The sequence below is a fragment of the Microbacterium sp. NPDC090281 genome (genome assembly GCF_044769635.1).
In the GTDB taxonomy this organism is placed as follows: Bacteria; Actinomycetota; Actinomycetes; order Actinomycetales; family Microbacteriaceae; genus Microbacterium.
This window is the reverse complement of record NZ_JBIVYH010000001.1, coordinates 793,121-806,973: the sequence shown is the minus strand read 5'-3', so window position 1 is coordinate 806,973 and position 13,853 is coordinate 793,121. Positions and strand designations below refer to the sequence as shown.

Genomic DNA, 13,853 nt, shown 5'->3' with positions numbered 1-13,853 from the left:
CCGCAGATCTCGGCCCCGCTCATGACCACTCCTTGCGCATGCGCTGCTCGGGCTCGCCGAATTCCGGCTGCGTGCGGGTGGCTCCGTCGGGGTGCCAGCCCTTCGCCTCGTAGAACCCGATCGACGGCGCATTCGCCGCGAACACCCAGAGCGTCGCGGCCTCGGCCCCGGCATCCTGCAGCTCTGCGGTCGCCTGCGCCAGCAGCGCCCTGCCGATCCCGCCGCCATGGGCGCGAGGCGAGACGTACAGGGAGTGCACGGCGCCGTCGATCCGGCCATCGTCGCCGGGGGTCGCTGCATAGCGCGTGATCCCGACGATCCCGCCGTCGCTCTCCGCGACGAGCACGATGCCCAGCGGATCCGCGAGCACCCGTCGCCACAGCACCTCGGCGCGCTCATCGGTCATCGCGTCGATCGCCGCATCGGGGAGGACGCCCCGGTAACTCTCCCGCCAGCAGGCGAGGAACACCTCGAGCACCCCGGACAGGTCGTCCGGGGTGGCGGGGCGCACCTGGAGGCTCACGATGCCGCGGCCTCCGCGAGCACGAGGGAGTCGATGGAGGCGACGGGCTCCGGCATCTGCAGCGGACCGACACCCGGGGTGATGGTGCCGAGGATACGCGGCTCGCGGGCACCCGTACCGCCGGGGACGATCGCGGGAACGCCGTGCATCGTCGACCAGCCGATGAGGGCGAGGAGGATCGCCTCCTTGCTGTCGGCCGCGGCGCCCAGCTCGTCAGCCAGCACGACCTCGGTCGCGGGCAGTGCGGCGCGCAGACCATCGAGGATCAGCGGGTTGCGGCATCCCCCGCCCGACACGGCGAGGAACCCGATGCCTGCGGCTTCGACGTCGCGCGCCACAGTGCGGACCGTGAGCTCGGTGAGGGTGCGCACGACATCGGCGACCACGATCTCGCGACCCTGCGCGGCCAGGTGCTCGTGCACATAGCCGAGGTGGAAGTGCTCCTTGCCGGTACTCTTGGGCGGTGTGAGGGCGTAGTACGGGTCCTCGAGCAGGGCTGCCAGCAGCGCCTCGTCGACCTGTCCGGTGCGGGCGATCGCGGCGTCGTCGTCGTAGCCGAGCGGGTTGAGGCCGTTCTCCACGATGACCGCGTCGACCAGCGCGTTCGCGGGTCCGATGTCGTAGGCGACCAGGCCGCCCTGCCGCACCACCGTCATGTTCGAGATGCCGCCGAGGTTCAGGGCCGCGGAGACCCCGGCGCGCGAACGCAGCAGCAGCTCGTCGAGGAACGACACCAGCGGGGCGCCATGGCCGCCGACCGTGATGTCGCGGATGCGGATGTCGGACACCACGGGGGCTCCGACCTTCTCGGCGATCCAGGCGGGCTGCCCGATCTGCAGGGTGCCCAGCGCGTGCGCGCCGTCGACCCAGTGGTACACGGTCTGTCCGTGCGAGCAGACCGCGTCGACGCCGCCGACCTCTGCCGCGATGTCGGCCGCGACCTCGGCGAACGCCTGTCCGATCAGGGTGTCGAGCTCCGCCACCTCGGCAAGCGTCGTCTGCGCGGGCGGCAGGGCAGCGATCAGCCGCGCCCGCAGCTCGGGGGCGTACGGCACGCTCGTCGCCGCGAGCACCGTGCCGTGCAGATCCACGCCGTGCGCGGTGAACCCGCCGCTGGTCGTGAAGTCGACGACGGCGGCATCGATCCCGTCGTGCGAGGTGCCGGAGATCAATCCGAGGACGCGCATCAGTTCTCCTCCAGTGCGGTGCGCAGCCGACCATCGGCCGCGCCCAGTCGTGCGGTGGCCGCGGCGAGGTCCTCGCCACGGCGGATCATGATCGACGCGAGCTTCACGTCGTAAGCGGCCGTCTCCAGGGCGGCCACCGCCACGTCGCGGTCGACATCCGCGATGGTCTGCACCATCCGGATCGCCCGCTCACGCAGCTTGTGGTTGGTGGCCTTCACATCCACCATCAGGTTGCCGTAGGCCTTGCCGTTTCGCACCATCGAGATGGTCGAGAACATGTTCAGCACGAGCTTCTGCGCGGTGCCCGACTTGAGCCTGGTCGAACCGGAGAGCACCTCGGGACCGACCTCGACCTCGATGCCGTGCTCCGCGGCCGCGCTCAGCGCGGTCCCGACGTTGCACGAGAGGCCGATGCTGAGGGCTCCGAGCTCGCGCGCCCGGCGCACCGCCGCGATCACGTAGGGCGTGCGTCCGCTCGATGCGATGCCGATCACGGTGTCGAGTGGTCCGATGCCGGCCTCATCGATGGCTGCGGCACCCGCCTCCGCGTCGTCCTCAGCCCCCTCGACCGGGTTCACGATCGCACCGGGACCACCGGCCATGATCGCGAAGACCAGCTCCGGCGGGGTGCTGAACGTGGGCGGGCACTCCGAGGCGTCGAGCACGCCGATGCGGCCCGGTGTTCCTGCGCCGACGTAGACCAGGCGTCCGCCCTCCGCCATGCGCGCGGCCGTGGCCTCGATCGCGGGGACGATCTGCCCGAGTGCGCGCTGCACGGCCGCCGGCACCGTGGCATCCGCCTCGTTCATCGTCTGTGCGAGTTCGGCGACGCTCATCAGGTCGAGCTCCGCATACCGGGGATCGCTGGCCTCCGTGGCGAGTCTGCCGAGGTCCTCCATGGTCATCGCTTTCCTCTGTTCCGGGGGTCGAGACTGTCGCGCAGGCCATCGCCGAGCAGGTTCAGCCCGACCACGAGCAGCACCACGATCACACCGGGCGCGATCATGGTCCACGGGGCGATCGTGACGAGGGTGCGCGCCTCGAAGATCATCGAGCCGAGCGAGGGCGCGGGCGGCGGGGTGCCGAGTCCGAGGAAGCTCAGCGACGCCTCGGTGAGCACGGCCCACGACAGCGAGAGCGTGACCTGCACGATGATGATGGACGTGATGTTCGGCAGCACGTGGCGGAACATCGTCGCCATGCGGCTCTGACCGGTGCTCTTGGCCGCCTTGACATATTCGACCTCACGCAGCGACAGCACGGGGCCGCGCGTGACGCGGATGAAGATCGGCACGTAGACGATCGCGATGGCCACGGCGATGGTGAACCAGTTGCGCTCGAACACCGACGCGAGCGACAGGGCGAGCAGCAGCGGGGGGAAGGCGAACAGCACGTTCGTGACCGCCGTGATCGCACCGTCGGAGAAGCCGCGGTAGAAGCCGGCGATGAGTCCGCACACGGTGCCCACCACGGTGGCGAAGGCGACAGCGACGACGGAGATGAGCGCGGAGTTCGCGACACCCGCGGCGACGCGGGAGAACACGTCGCGACCGAACTGATCGGTGCCGAACCAGTGCACGGCCGACGGCGGCTGCAGACGGGAGGGCGGGTCCTGCGCGAGCGGATCGAACGGCAGCAGCCCGAAGGCCGAGACGAGGCTGAGCACCGCGAGCAGCACGACGATGATGAGGCCGGTGAGCCCGCTGCGGCTGCGCAGCAGGAGACGCACGCGCTCCATGGTGCGCCCGCCGCCGGGGGCGAGGGCCGGGGTCTGAGAGATGTCGGTCATGCGGCACGCACCCGAGGATCGATGACCCGGTACAGCAGGTCGGTGAGCAGGTTGACGATGACGAAGGCGAGCGCGATCACGAGCACGGTGCTCTGCACGAGTGCGTACTCCTTCTGCTGGATGCCGAGCAGAACCTGTCGTCCGATGCCCGGGAGCGAGAAGATCTGCTCGACCACCACGGCGCCCCCGAGGAGATAGCCGAACTGCAGTCCGGTCATGGTCACGATCGGGACGAGCGCGTTGCGGAGCACGTGGCGGATCTGCAGGCGACGCGGCGGAACACCCTTCGCCTTCGCGGTGCGGATGAAGTCGTTGGAGCGGATCTCGAGCACGGCAGTGCGGGTGGTGCGCATGATGGGCGCGGCGATGCCGAAGCCGAGCACGATCGAGGGCAGCAGCATCTGCTGGAGGTTCAGCAGCGGATCCTCGAACAGAGTGGCGTAGGCCTGACCGTTCGGGTTGAAGCCGAACGACGAGGCGAGGATCGCGAGGAGCGCGGTGCCGAGCAGGAACGCGGGGATCGAGAGCCCCGCGAGGCCGACCACCTGGCCGAAGCCGTCGCGGACCGAGTCGGGCTTCGACGCGGAGAGCATGCCGAGCGGGATGCCGATGGCGAGAGCGATCACGATCGAGAAGATCGCGAGCTCGAACGTCACGGGCAGGGCTGCGGCGGTGAGGTCGAGGACGCTCGTCTGTGCGCGCGAGGAGAACCCGAGGTTGCCCGTGAAGATGTTGCCCAGCCACGAGAAGAACTGAACGAAGAGCGGCTGGTCGAGGCCGTAGTACGACTCGAGGGCGGCACGCTGCGACGGCGTGAGGGCTGCCGCCTCGGTGCCGAGGCCTGAGCTGATCTGGTCGCCGGGGATGGCGCGCAGCATCAGGAAGACGAAGATGGCGACGCCGAGAAGCGTGCCGAGGGCTGCGAGGATGCGTCGCAGCACACTGTTGCGGAGGAGCTGTCTGAACATGCGCGTGAGTGGGTGCCTGTCGTCGGGGAAGGAGGGGGCGCGGCCGGGCCGCGCCCCCTCGATCCGCTACTTGATGGAGGTGGTCCGCAGGTACTGCAGCGAGCCGTTGACCATCGGCACGAAGCCGTCGACGGTCGACGCGGTCGCCGTGTAGGTGTAGCTCGTGAACAGCCAGATCCACGCGGCGTTGTCCTCGAGGTTGTCGGAGACCTGCGCATAGATGTCCTTGCGCTTGTCGGGGTCGGCCGTCTGGCGGCCCTCGGCGAACAGCGCGTCGAGCTCGGGCGAGGAGTAGCCGGCGACCTTGTTCAGGTTTCCGGTGCTGGTGAAGTAGCGACCGTACATGCCGTCGGGGTCGGGACGACCGCCGTTGAGCGCGACGGCGGCGTCGAAGTCGGCCGCGATCCAGCGGTCCACGTACGCGCCGGACTCGAGCACCTCGAGGTCGAGCGTGATCTTCGCGTCGGCCAGCTGGGCCTTGAGGTTCTGCGCTTCGTTCACCGACGTGGCGTACTCGCCCTGGGAGACGATCGTCTTGATGGTGACGCCGTCTTCCTTGCCCGCCTTCTTCAGGTACTCGGCGGCCTTGTCGAGGTCGCGCTCGGGGCACGGACGCGATTCGGGGTCGGACTTGTACGCGGGAGAGGTGATGGGTCCGGTGACCTCGCCCTCGCCGAGGGCTGCGGTGTCGAGCACCTCCTGGCGGTCGATCGCGCACTGGACGGCGAGGCGCACGTTGACATCAGCGAGGTCGCCACGCGTGGCGTTCAGCTGCAGCGCGTGGTAGCTCAGCTGCGGGGTGGTCGCGACCTCGACGTTCGCGCCCTCCGCGGTCTGCGCGACCAGCGGGTCGTCGAACACGGCCAGCTGCACGTTGCCGGACTGCATCGCCGAGACGATCGAGGACTCGTCGGGGATCACACGGAACTCGACCGTGTCGAGCAGCGCGGTGTCGCCCCAGTAGTCGACGTTCTTGGCGAGCGTGATCGACTGGCTGGCCTTGCGGTCGTCGAGGATGAAGGGACCGGTGCCGTTCGGGGTGGTGTTCAGTCCCTCTTCGGTGTCATCCGAGGAGAGCATCGCCATGTTGATCACGGCGAGGTTGGCGGGAAGCGCGGCGTCGGGAGCGCTCAACGTGAGCGTGACGGTCTTCTCGTCGGTCGCCTCGACCGCGGTGACGGAGGCGAGCGAGGTGCGCGCGACGGCAGCGGTGGCCTCGGCCGCGATGGCGTCGAGCGAGTACTTCACGTCTTCGGAGCCGAACGTGCTGCCGTCGGCGAACGTGACGCCCTCACGGAGGTTGAACGTGACGGTGAGGCCGTCTTCCGAGACGTCCCACGACTCGGCGAGACCGGGGACCACATTGAGGTCCTCGTCGAACTCGGTCAGCGTGCCGTACAGGTTCTGGAGGATGTTGACGGCCTGGAACTGCGTCGCCTTCCACGGGAAGAGGGTGTCGGGGTCGCTCGTGACGCCGACGACGAGGTCGCCGCCCGCCGCGCCTTCCGAGGGCTTGGGGGCGGATGCGGGTGCGGAACACCCGGTGATGACGAGGGCGACGGCGAGGCCCGTCGCGGTGAGAGCGCCGAGTGACGCCCAGCGTGCTGTGCTCATTGCTGGATCCTCCTGAGTGTGACGCGTCGCCGTGGCGTCGGGTCAGGCGCTGTTGCCTGCCGCCCCGTGAACGTCGTCGGTCTTGGTTGGTACCAAAAGTACACGAACGTCACTACTTATGTAACAGAAGTTCCTCTACTGTTATGAACAGTGATCGGAGACCCCATGCCCCATGAAGCCGCCCGCGATGAAGCCGGCGCGCACCCCGTGCTCGTCCGCATGCGCGCGATCCGCCCCGAGCTGCGTCCGAGCGAGCAGCGCATCGCCGACCTGTTCCTCGCAGACCCGGCGGGAACGGCGGGACTCTCGATCGCCGAGCTCGCCCAGCGCTGCGACACCTCGACCACCTCGGTCGTGCGCTTCTGCAAGCGACTCGGCTACGAGCATGTGCGCGAACTCCGAAACCACGTGCTGCGCGACGTCGAGCGCGAGACGTTCGATACCGCAGCCCTTCCCGCGGTCTCCGGCGACATCGACCGCAACGACACCCTGGCCGACATCGTCGCGAAGGTCTCGCTCGCCGAGACGCTCTCCCTCGCCGACACCGCGAAGGTGCTCGACACCGAATCACTGCGGGCTTCGGTCGATGCGATCACCTCCTCCACCAGGGTCGACATCTTCGGCGTCGGCGCGAGCTCGATCGTCGGACTCGACCTGCAGCGCAAGCTGACCCGCATCGGGCGCACGGCCCTGGAGTGGTCAGACCCCCACTCCGCATGGACGTCGGCTGCGACACTCGGCCCCGGCAACGTCGCGATCGCGGTGTCGCACACCGGTGCGACCACCGACACGATCGAGTTCCTGCTGCTCGCCCGCCGGGCCGGAGCGACCACCATCGCGATCACGAACCACGCCGGCGCCCCGCTGGCCGACCAGGCCGACATCGTGCTCACGACGGCCGCCCGCGAGACCGGCTTCCGCTCCGGAGCTCTCGGCAGCCGGATCGCCCAGCTCATGGTGGTCGACTGCATCTTCATCGGCGTCGCCCAGTCGAACTACGACCGCTCGATGGAAGCGCTGCGCGACACCTTCGCCGCGGTGCACCGCGTGCGGGCGTGACGAAAGACGCAGGGCGCGCGCGGGCGGGACTCTTCACCGCGTTCGCGGGCCTCGGCGTCACAGCGGCGTTCGTCCCCGCGATCCTGCCTTCGGCGGAACGGGCGATCGGTTCCGATCTCAGCACGGCCGTGCCTGCCCTGTTCGCGGGGCTCCTCGTCGGCGTGCTGGTCTCCGGCCCGCTGCTGATGCGCCGCCCGCCTCAGACCGCGCTGATGATCGGCAGCGCGCTCCAGGCAGCCGCCATCGTCACGGTGGCGCTGGCCGGCACCCCTGCCGTGTTCATCACCGCGGCCGCCGTCGCCGGTCTCGGGTTCGGGCTGGTCGAGGCCTCAGGCGCCGTGGCCGCGAAATCTCTGGCCACGAGTAGCGCGACGGGGCTGCTCAGCGCCCTGCTCGGCACGGTCGCCGTGTGCGCGGCGGTCACCCCGCTGCTGGTCGCGGCGGGTTCCGGGGCGCGACCGGTGCTCGGCCTCCTGGCAGCCGTGCCGCTTCTCACGATCGCGATGCTCGCCGGGTCGGCATCCCCTGTCACCCGCACCGAGACTCCCGCGCGCCGCGACATGCGCGGATTGCTCGTGCTCCTGCCGTTCGCCGTCGCACTCCCCCTGTATGTCGGTGTCGAGACCGTGCTCTCCGGGTGGTCGGCCGTGATCCCGGAGCGGATCCTCGCGGTCGATCCGGGTCTCGCCGCATTGGGGACCTCGGCGTTCTGGACGCTCATGGCGATCGGACGCTTCGGCGCGGCGGGACTGCGCCGTCTCTCCGTGTCGCCGATCGTGATCCTCGTCTCCGCCACGAGCGCCGCCGCCGTCCTGATGGTCGTCGCGGGGCTGCTGGTGGAGCATGCGCCCGCGGGGGCACTCGTCGCGCTGGCGGCGGTGGTCGTGCTGCTCGCACCGAGCTATGGCCTCATCCTCGGGCTCGCGCTCGACCGACTCGATCCGGCACGCAGCGCCGCCGTGACAGGTGCGCTCGTCGCATGTGGTGCGGTCGGCGGCACCTTCGTGCCCACGCTGATCCTGGTGATCAGCCGCGACCCCGCATCGAGCACGACATTCTTCGTCTCGGCAGGGCTGTGCGCGCTCGTGCCGGTGCTGATGCTGGTCGCGTCGCGTACGCCCCCGCAGACACCCGCGGCGAGCTGACACTTCCTCCACACCTCGCGACACCAGCGGCCTCTTCACAGATGCTGGAATACCGGCGCACACACCGGCGCAGGCGGCGTAACGTCGTCGACACACCCATCCGAGCAAGGAGAGAGCACACGTGTCCACGGAAGTTCTCGCGATCATCATCAGCGCGGTCGGTGTCGTGGTGACGCTCGGCACGAGCATGTTCGTCGGCGCCGCGTGGATGGTCCGACGCATCGATGCCGTCGACGAGAAGCTCAGCTCCCGCATCGATGCCGTCGACGAAAAGCTCAGCACCCGCATCGACGCGGTCGCCGCAGACGTCACCGACCTGAAGATCTCCGTCGCCCGACTCGAAGGCCCACCGCGACGCCTGCTCACCGCGGGAAGGAGTTGAGACGGTGACCACCGAGACCCTCACGATCGTCATCAGCGCGATCGGCATCGTACTCACCCTCGGCACCAGCCTTTTCGCCGCAGGCGCGTGGATGGTGCGCAGAATCGACGATCGCATCGACGCCGTCGAAGAAAAGCTCAGCTCCCGCATCGACGCCGTCGCCGCCGACGTCACCGACCTGAAGATCTCGGTCGCCCGACTCGAAGGACCACCACGGCACCTGCTCACCGCGAGCCGCTGAGCAGGCTTCCGGTCGACCTACCGCAGCACGAGAGCAGCTGCGCCGATGAGAGGTCCCTCGTCGCCGAGCCCCGAACGCACGACGCGCGTGCGACGGGAGTATTCGTGCACCGCACTCGCGGTGAGCGCCTGCTGCACGAGGTCGATGTAGTCCGGAGACACCCGCGAGAAGCCGCCACCGATCGCGACGACATCGAGGTCGACGAGGGTCGCGGCATCAGCCAACGCCTCCCCGACTGCACGAGCCGAGCGCTCGATCGCCGCCCGCGCGACGGTGTCACCTGCTGCCGCATCCCGCGCGAGGTCCTCACCGGTGGCTCCGGTCCAGCCCTGCTGCTGCGCCCAGGCGGCGCTCGCCGGCCCCGACGCGATCTCCTCTAGTGTCAGACCACCTTCGCGGCGCACCTGGCCGAGGTGGCCCGCGTTGCCGGTCGCGCCGGGGATGTAGGCACCGCTCGCGACGAAACCACCACCGACTCCGGTCGAGACGACGATCGACAGCGAGGCGCCGGCACCCTGAGTGGCCCCACGCCACGACTCGGCGAGTGCAAGCGCACCCCCGTCGTGGCCGAGCACGGTGGGCACGTCGCTCCCGAGCACCGTGGTTGCTGCGGCGCGAACGGCCTCTTCGAGACCGAAACCGCGCGCAAGCGGCATGTTCACCGGCATGATCGCACCGGCTGTGCGGTCGATCGGGCCGGCGCTGCCTACTCCCGCTCCGACGAACTCGGCGTCGGCGGGCAGAGCCGCGAGCGCATGCTCGACGATCGCGACGACCGAGGCGTTCAGCGACTCGAGCGTGGCTTCGCGACCGGTCGCCTGCCGACTCCGGCTGCCCTCTACGAGCAGGCCGTCCTCCGCGACGAGCGCGGCCTCCATCTTCGTGCCGCCGACATCGACGGCGAGCGCGTACCGGGTCACTGGGGGTCGAGTCCGAGGTCGTCGAGGTCGAAGGCGGCGCGCCATTCGAGACCCTCGGCTTCGATCGCGGCCTGCGCCCCGGTCTTGCGATCGACGATCACAGCGACGGCGACGATCTCGGCGCCTTCCTTGCGCAAAGCCTCGACGGCCTTGAGCGCCGACTGTCCGGTGGTCGAGGTGTCTTCGAGCACGACGACGCGCTTGCCCTTGACGTCCGCCCCTTCGATCTGTCGGCCGCGACCGTGGTCTTTCGGCTCCTTGCGCACGACGAACGCGTCGAGCGGGGTGCCGGTTGCGACTGAGGCGTGCAGCACCGAGTTCGCGATCGGGTCTGCACCGAGCGTGAGTCCGCCGACCGCCACGACATCGAGGTCGCCGATCAGGTCGAGCATGATGCGGCCGATCGCGGGAGCGGCACGGTGGTCCAGCGTGAGCTTGCGCATGTCGACGTAGTACGTCGCCTGCTTGCCACTGGAGAGGGTGAAGTCGCCGTGGAACACCGCCTCATCCTTGATGAGGTCGAGGAGTGTCTGGCGGTCTGCGTCGAGTGCGGTCACGGCATCCAGTGTAGGAGGCAAGGCCTAGGCTTGACGCATGCGCTTGGCCACCTGGAACGTCAACTCCATCCGCACCCGCGTCACCCGCACCGTCGAATTCGCCGTGCGCGAAGACATCGACGTGCTGGCGATGCAGGAGATCAAGTGCAAGCCGGAGCAGTTCCCCTACGGCCCGTTCGAAGAAGCCGGGTACCACGTCGAGGTGCACGGGCTGAATCAGTGGAACGGCGTCGCGATCGCGAGCCGTCTGCCGATCACCGATGTGCGCACGTCGTTCGACGGGATGCCGGGCTTCGCCAAGGGACACGAGGGGCCGGATGCGCCGCTCGAGGCCCGCGCGCTCGGTGTGATGGTCGACGGGGTTCGGGTGTGGAGCCTGTACGTGCCCAACGGCCGTTCGCTGGAAGACCCGCACTACGCATACAAGCTGCACTGGCTGGAGCAGCTGAAGAAGTCGACCGCCGCCGAGCTGTCGGCGAACCCCGACCTCCCTATCGCCCTGGTGGGCGACTTCAACATCATCCCGTTCGACGTCGACAACGGCGACCCCGACATCGTGATCGGCCGGTCGACCCACGTCTCGCCGCAGGAGCGCGACGCGTTCTTCGCGTTCCAAGACGCCGGGGTCACCGACGTGGTGCGTCCGCTCATCCCCGAGGGCTTCACCTACTGGGACTACCAGCGCCTGAAGTTCCCCCGCAACGAAGGCGTGCGCATCGACTTCGTCTTGGGTTCGCGCACGTTGGCCGAGGCTGTGAAGGGTGCGTCCATCCACCGCGACGAGCGCAAGGGCGAGCAGCCCAGCGATCACGTCCCGGTAGTCGTCGATCTCGATTTCGGCGGCGCCGAGGACGACGACGACATGCCGATGATCTTCTCCTGAATGCCGATCTCGTGAGTGTGCGGCTGATCGCCACTGATCTCGACGGCACTCTTCTCGACTCGTCGTCTGCCGTCACACCGCGCACGCGTGCAGCTCTCGACGCAGCCCGCGCGCGCGGCATCCACGTCATACCGGTCACGGCCCGCCAGCCGATCGGGCTGCGAGCGATCGCGGCCGACGCCGGGTTCGACGGCTGGGCACTGTGCAGCAACGGCGCCTACGCGGTGCGCCTCGACGACGGGCGGATGCTGTTCGCCGAAGAGCTTCCCGCTGACACGATCCGCTCGCTCGCCGAGGCTCTGCGCGCGAGCATCCCCGGCCTGCTGTTCGCAAGCGTGCGCGACGCCGGCGAGACGTTCGTTGCGCAAGACGGCTACGCCGCGATCGCCGCTCTCGCCGACCACAAACGCGACCCTGCGACCATGGGCGGCGTGCCGCTGGAGCAGGTGCTCGCCGCTCCCAGCCTGAAGTTCGTGATCCGACACCCCGAGCTCGCACCCGACGCGCTGTTCGACGTGGTGCGCTCGCTCGGGCTCACCGGCTTCGAGGCGACGCTCTCCGGCGCACCCTTCGTCGAGGTCATGGCAGAAGGCGTCACCAAGGCCACCGGTCTCGCCCGCCTCTGCGACCACCTCGGCATCGACCGCGCCGACGTCGTGGCTTTCGGCGATGCGCTCAACGACGTCGAGATGCTCCGCTGGGCAGGGCACGGCGTCGCGATGGCCGCCGCCGAACCGGTGGTGCAAGATGCCGCCGACGAGACGGCCACCTCGAACGACGACGACGGTGTGGCCCGGGTCGTCGAGCGCCTGCTCGCCTGAGGCGCTATTGCACGACTGGTCGTCATCGCGAGCCTGTGCCAGAACCTGGCCGTTGAGATCTCGAGTCAAAGCGCTGAAGCCATGTTTCCACGTGCCATCGATGTTCAGGGCTGCACTCGACATGATGCTGGACACGCGCCCAGTTGGCCGCGAACACGCTGTTGAAGACCGCAACACGCTCCTCCTGCCGCGCATGCCTTCGTCGCCCCACAGTCGGATCGTATTTGCACCCGGCCGAAGCGTCAGATCCTGCGCCGTCGCCGTGGTGTCAGGATGAGCAGCACCCCGGCCCCCACGAGACCGAGGGCCGTCGTCGCGATGGAGATCGGGGCTTCCACGCCTGAGGCGGCCAGCCCTCCACCGGGCGTTGCCGCACCGCCGTCTGCGGGATCGGCCGCCGCGGTGATGAGCAGGGGTGGGCTGGCGAACTTCGACGTTCCGATCCGGGCGAGGATGTAGTGCTCGCCCACGACAGCGTCGATCGGAATACGGAATGTTCCCGCGAAACTGCCGTCGGCGTCCGTGGTCAGAGTACCCAACCGCAGCGGCTCCGGCTGCAACTCGAACTCGAGCAGCGTCCCGGGGGGAAAGTTGATGCCGGAGATCCCGATCGGGTCACCGGCGCGCACGCGTGCGGACGAGAGCGTCATCGTCGGGACCCTCGTGGTCCCGCACTCCGCAGCCAGCGTGACGTCGAGGCCCGTCAGATTCCCGCCTGCTCCGAGGTCGAAGGTCGTCGCGCCGTCCAGCGTGTGCGCACCCCCGACGAACTGAGTGCAGAATCCCTCGGCTTCGACTCCGATGCGGTAGGCACCGGCGGGAAGCGGGCCCCCGCTCTGAGGCGCCGAGGGATCGAGCCCGCCGAAGATGTAAGCACCCGCCGATGCCGTCGTCGCGATCGGATACCAGCCGGAACCGCCCAACAGGTAGGCGGTGACCTGCGCTCCGCCCGCGGGAAGCGCTCCACCGTCACTCTGCACCGTCCCCTGGATGTTGCCTCCACGCATCAGGTCGAAATCCACACCGGCGCGGTCGGATTCCGCGGTGAGCTCGACCGGAGCGGCGACTCCCGGAGTCGTCGCAGCCGGGTAGTACTGGGGGGCGAAGATGAGGTCGGAAGCCGAGCCCGAAGCTCGCACGGTGTAGACGCCCGCGGGGATGACCAGTTGATACGTACCGTCCGCAGCGGTGGTGGCCGCGCCCGCCACCTGGCCCTCGGAGTACGCCTCGACGATCAGCCCCGAGGTGGGAACGCCCTCCGCGCGCACCGTGCCGGTGATCGCCGTCGCCGCAGCGGGTGCCGCATCGATGGCCTCCGCCTTCTCGCCGACGCGGAGAGACGCATCGATGCCGGCGATCGTCCCGCCCACGGCGACGATCCGTCGGGCGCTGCCCCGGTCGGCAGCATCGTCCCAGAACTCCGAGACGAGGTCGGCGGCGGTGGGACCCGGCGCGAAATGAACGACGTACTCGCCCGGGGGCAGGTCGTCGACGGCGTAGCCTCCGTTCGCGTCCGTGATCCCTTTGTAGGCGTGCCCACCATCGGCATCGGAGATGTCGACACCGACGCCTTCGACCGGGAGCCCGCTGTCCTCGCGCGTGACGCTTCCGGTGATCGTCGTCGTGGCGATGACGTCGGCCGGGGCAGAAGCGGCCGCACCCCCCATGATCAGCACCGTGGTGAGGACGCTCGCAATCAAGCCCCCCAGCCGCACCCGGCGGACAGTACGACGTGATGTCATCACAGTTTCCCCTCGCGATGGG

15 protein-coding genes are annotated in these 13,853 nt (G+C 69.2%); 6 read left to right on the top strand and 9 right to left on the bottom strand.

What is annotated here, in order from left to right; translation table 11 throughout:
* Positions 1 to 19: 19 nt before the first annotated feature.
* From ACIQTX_RS03815 to ACIQTX_RS03790, 6 genes are all read right to left on the bottom strand, one after another.
* Positions 20 to 523: a GNAT family N-acetyltransferase gene (locus tag ACIQTX_RS03815; RefSeq protein WP_402969093.1), complete on the bottom strand. Its 504-nt coding sequence runs from the start codon at positions 521 to 523 to the stop codon at positions 20 to 22.
* Positions 520 to 1,710 carry an anhydro-N-acetylmuramic acid kinase gene (locus ACIQTX_RS03810; protein ID WP_402969090.1) on the bottom strand — a complete coding sequence of 397 codons (1,191 nt, stop codon included), beginning with the start codon at positions 1,708 to 1,710 and terminating at the stop codon, positions 520 to 522. The genes ACIQTX_RS03815 and ACIQTX_RS03810 overlap by 4 nt, the downstream gene beginning before the upstream one ends.
* Complete coding sequence (gene murQ, locus ACIQTX_RS03805; protein ID WP_402969087.1) at positions 1,710 to 2,615, bottom strand: N-acetylmuramic acid 6-phosphate etherase; 906 nt, start codon at positions 2,613 to 2,615, stop codon at positions 1,710 to 1,712. Before murQ ends, ACIQTX_RS03810 begins: the two co-directional genes overlap by 1 nt.
* Positions 2,612 to 3,499, bottom strand: a complete 888-nt coding sequence (locus ACIQTX_RS03800; RefSeq protein WP_021198224.1) for an ABC transporter permease — start codon at positions 3,497 to 3,499, stop codon at positions 2,612 to 2,614. The genes murQ and ACIQTX_RS03800 overlap by 4 nt, the downstream gene beginning before the upstream one ends.
* Positions 3,496 to 4,467 (bottom strand): ABC transporter permease, encoded by a 972-nt coding sequence (locus tag ACIQTX_RS03795; protein WP_402969084.1) that lies wholly within the window; start codon positions 4,465 to 4,467, stop codon positions 3,496 to 3,498. Before ACIQTX_RS03795 ends, ACIQTX_RS03800 begins: the two co-directional genes overlap by 4 nt.
* A gap of 66 nt (positions 4,468 to 4,533) precedes the next feature.
* Complete coding sequence (locus ACIQTX_RS03790; protein ID WP_402969080.1) at positions 4,534 to 6,081, bottom strand: ABC transporter substrate-binding protein; 1,548 nt, start codon at positions 6,079 to 6,081, stop codon at positions 4,534 to 4,536.
* A 165-nt stretch (positions 6,082 to 6,246) separates the two neighbouring features.
* On the opposite strand from ACIQTX_RS03790, the gene ACIQTX_RS03785 reads away from it, so the two are divergent.
* From ACIQTX_RS03785 to ACIQTX_RS03770, 4 genes are all read left to right on the top strand, one after another.
* Positions 6,247 to 7,140: a MurR/RpiR family transcriptional regulator gene (locus ACIQTX_RS03785; protein WP_105527466.1), complete on the top strand. Its 894-nt coding sequence runs from the start codon at positions 6,247 to 6,249 to the stop codon at positions 7,138 to 7,140.
* Positions 7,137 to 8,285 carry an MFS transporter gene (locus ACIQTX_RS03780; RefSeq protein ID WP_402969078.1) on the top strand — a complete coding sequence of 383 codons (1,149 nt, stop codon included), beginning with the start codon at positions 7,137 to 7,139 and terminating at the stop codon, positions 8,283 to 8,285. Before ACIQTX_RS03785 ends, ACIQTX_RS03780 begins: the two co-directional genes overlap by 4 nt.
* A 121-nt stretch (positions 8,286 to 8,406) precedes the next feature.
* Positions 8,407 to 8,667, top strand: a complete 261-nt coding sequence (locus ACIQTX_RS03775; RefSeq protein ID WP_402969075.1) for a hypothetical protein — start codon at positions 8,407 to 8,409, stop codon at positions 8,665 to 8,667.
* Positions 8,668 to 8,671: 4 nt separating this feature from the next.
* Positions 8,672 to 8,908 (top strand): hypothetical protein, encoded by a 237-nt coding sequence (locus ACIQTX_RS03770; RefSeq protein WP_402969072.1) that lies wholly within the window; start codon positions 8,672 to 8,674, stop codon positions 8,906 to 8,908.
* A 17-nt stretch (positions 8,909 to 8,925) separates the two neighbouring features.
* On the opposite strand, the gene ACIQTX_RS03765 is transcribed toward ACIQTX_RS03770, so the two are convergent.
* Positions 8,926 to 9,828 carry an ROK family protein gene (locus ACIQTX_RS03765; protein ID WP_402969069.1) on the bottom strand — a complete coding sequence of 301 codons (903 nt, stop codon included), beginning with the start codon at positions 9,826 to 9,828 and terminating at the stop codon, positions 8,926 to 8,928.
* On the bottom strand, positions 9,825 to 10,385 hold the full coding sequence (pyrE, locus tag ACIQTX_RS03760) for an orotate phosphoribosyltransferase (protein WP_402969066.1): 561 nt from the start codon (positions 10,383 to 10,385) through the stop codon (positions 9,825 to 9,827). The genes ACIQTX_RS03765 and pyrE overlap by 4 nt, the downstream gene beginning before the upstream one ends.
* A gap of 37 nt (positions 10,386 to 10,422) precedes the next feature.
* Between pyrE and ACIQTX_RS03755 the strand changes: the two genes are divergently transcribed.
* Together ACIQTX_RS03755 and ACIQTX_RS03750 are read left to right on the top strand one after the other, a co-directional pair.
* Positions 10,423 to 11,268 carry an exodeoxyribonuclease III gene (locus ACIQTX_RS03755; protein ID WP_402969063.1) on the top strand — a complete coding sequence of 282 codons (846 nt, stop codon included), beginning with the start codon at positions 10,423 to 10,425 and terminating at the stop codon, positions 11,266 to 11,268.
* Between the two features lie 11 nt (positions 11,269 to 11,279).
* Positions 11,280 to 12,089, top strand: coding sequence for a Cof-type HAD-IIB family hydrolase (locus tag ACIQTX_RS03750; protein WP_402969060.1), 810 nt, complete (start codon positions 11,280 to 11,282; stop codon positions 12,087 to 12,089).
* 242 nt (positions 12,090 to 12,331) lie between these two features.
* Here ACIQTX_RS03750 and ACIQTX_RS03745 read toward each other — a convergent pair whose 3' ends face one another.
* Positions 12,332 to 13,831 (bottom strand): carboxypeptidase-like regulatory domain-containing protein, encoded by a 1,500-nt coding sequence (locus ACIQTX_RS03745; RefSeq protein WP_402969057.1) that lies wholly within the window; start codon positions 13,829 to 13,831, stop codon positions 12,332 to 12,334.
* Between the last annotated feature and the right edge of the window lie 22 nt (positions 13,832 to 13,853).

Excerpts from the sequence above, each read along its gene's own strand:
- ACIQTX_RS03810 (WP_402969090.1), bottom strand. The coding sequence starts at position 1,710 with ATGCGCGTCCTCGGATTGATCTCCGGCACCTCGCACGACGGGATCGAT.
- murQ (WP_402969087.1), bottom strand. The coding sequence starts at position 2,615 with ATGACCATGGAGGACCTCGGCAGACTCGCCACGGAGGCCAGCGATCCC.
- ACIQTX_RS03800 (WP_021198224.1), bottom strand. The coding sequence starts at position 3,499 with ATGACCGACATCTCTCAGACCCCGGCCCTCGCCCCCGGCGGCGGGCGC.
- ACIQTX_RS03795 (WP_402969084.1), bottom strand. The coding sequence starts at position 4,467 with ATGTTCAGACAGCTCCTCCGCAACAGTGTGCTGCGACGCATCCTCGCA.
- ACIQTX_RS03790 (WP_402969080.1), bottom strand. The coding sequence starts at position 6,081 with ATGAGCACAGCACGCTGGGCGTCACTCGGCGCTCTCACCGCGACGGGC.
- ACIQTX_RS03785 (WP_105527466.1), top strand. The coding sequence starts at position 6,247 with ATGCCCCATGAAGCCGCCCGCGATGAAGCCGGCGCGCACCCCGTGCTC.
- ACIQTX_RS03755 (WP_402969063.1), top strand. The coding sequence starts at position 10,423 with ATGCGCTTGGCCACCTGGAACGTCAACTCCATCCGCACCCGCGTCACC.
- ACIQTX_RS03745 (WP_402969057.1), bottom strand. The coding sequence starts at position 13,831 with ATGACATCACGTCGTACTGTCCGCCGGGTGCGGCTGGGGGGCTTGATT.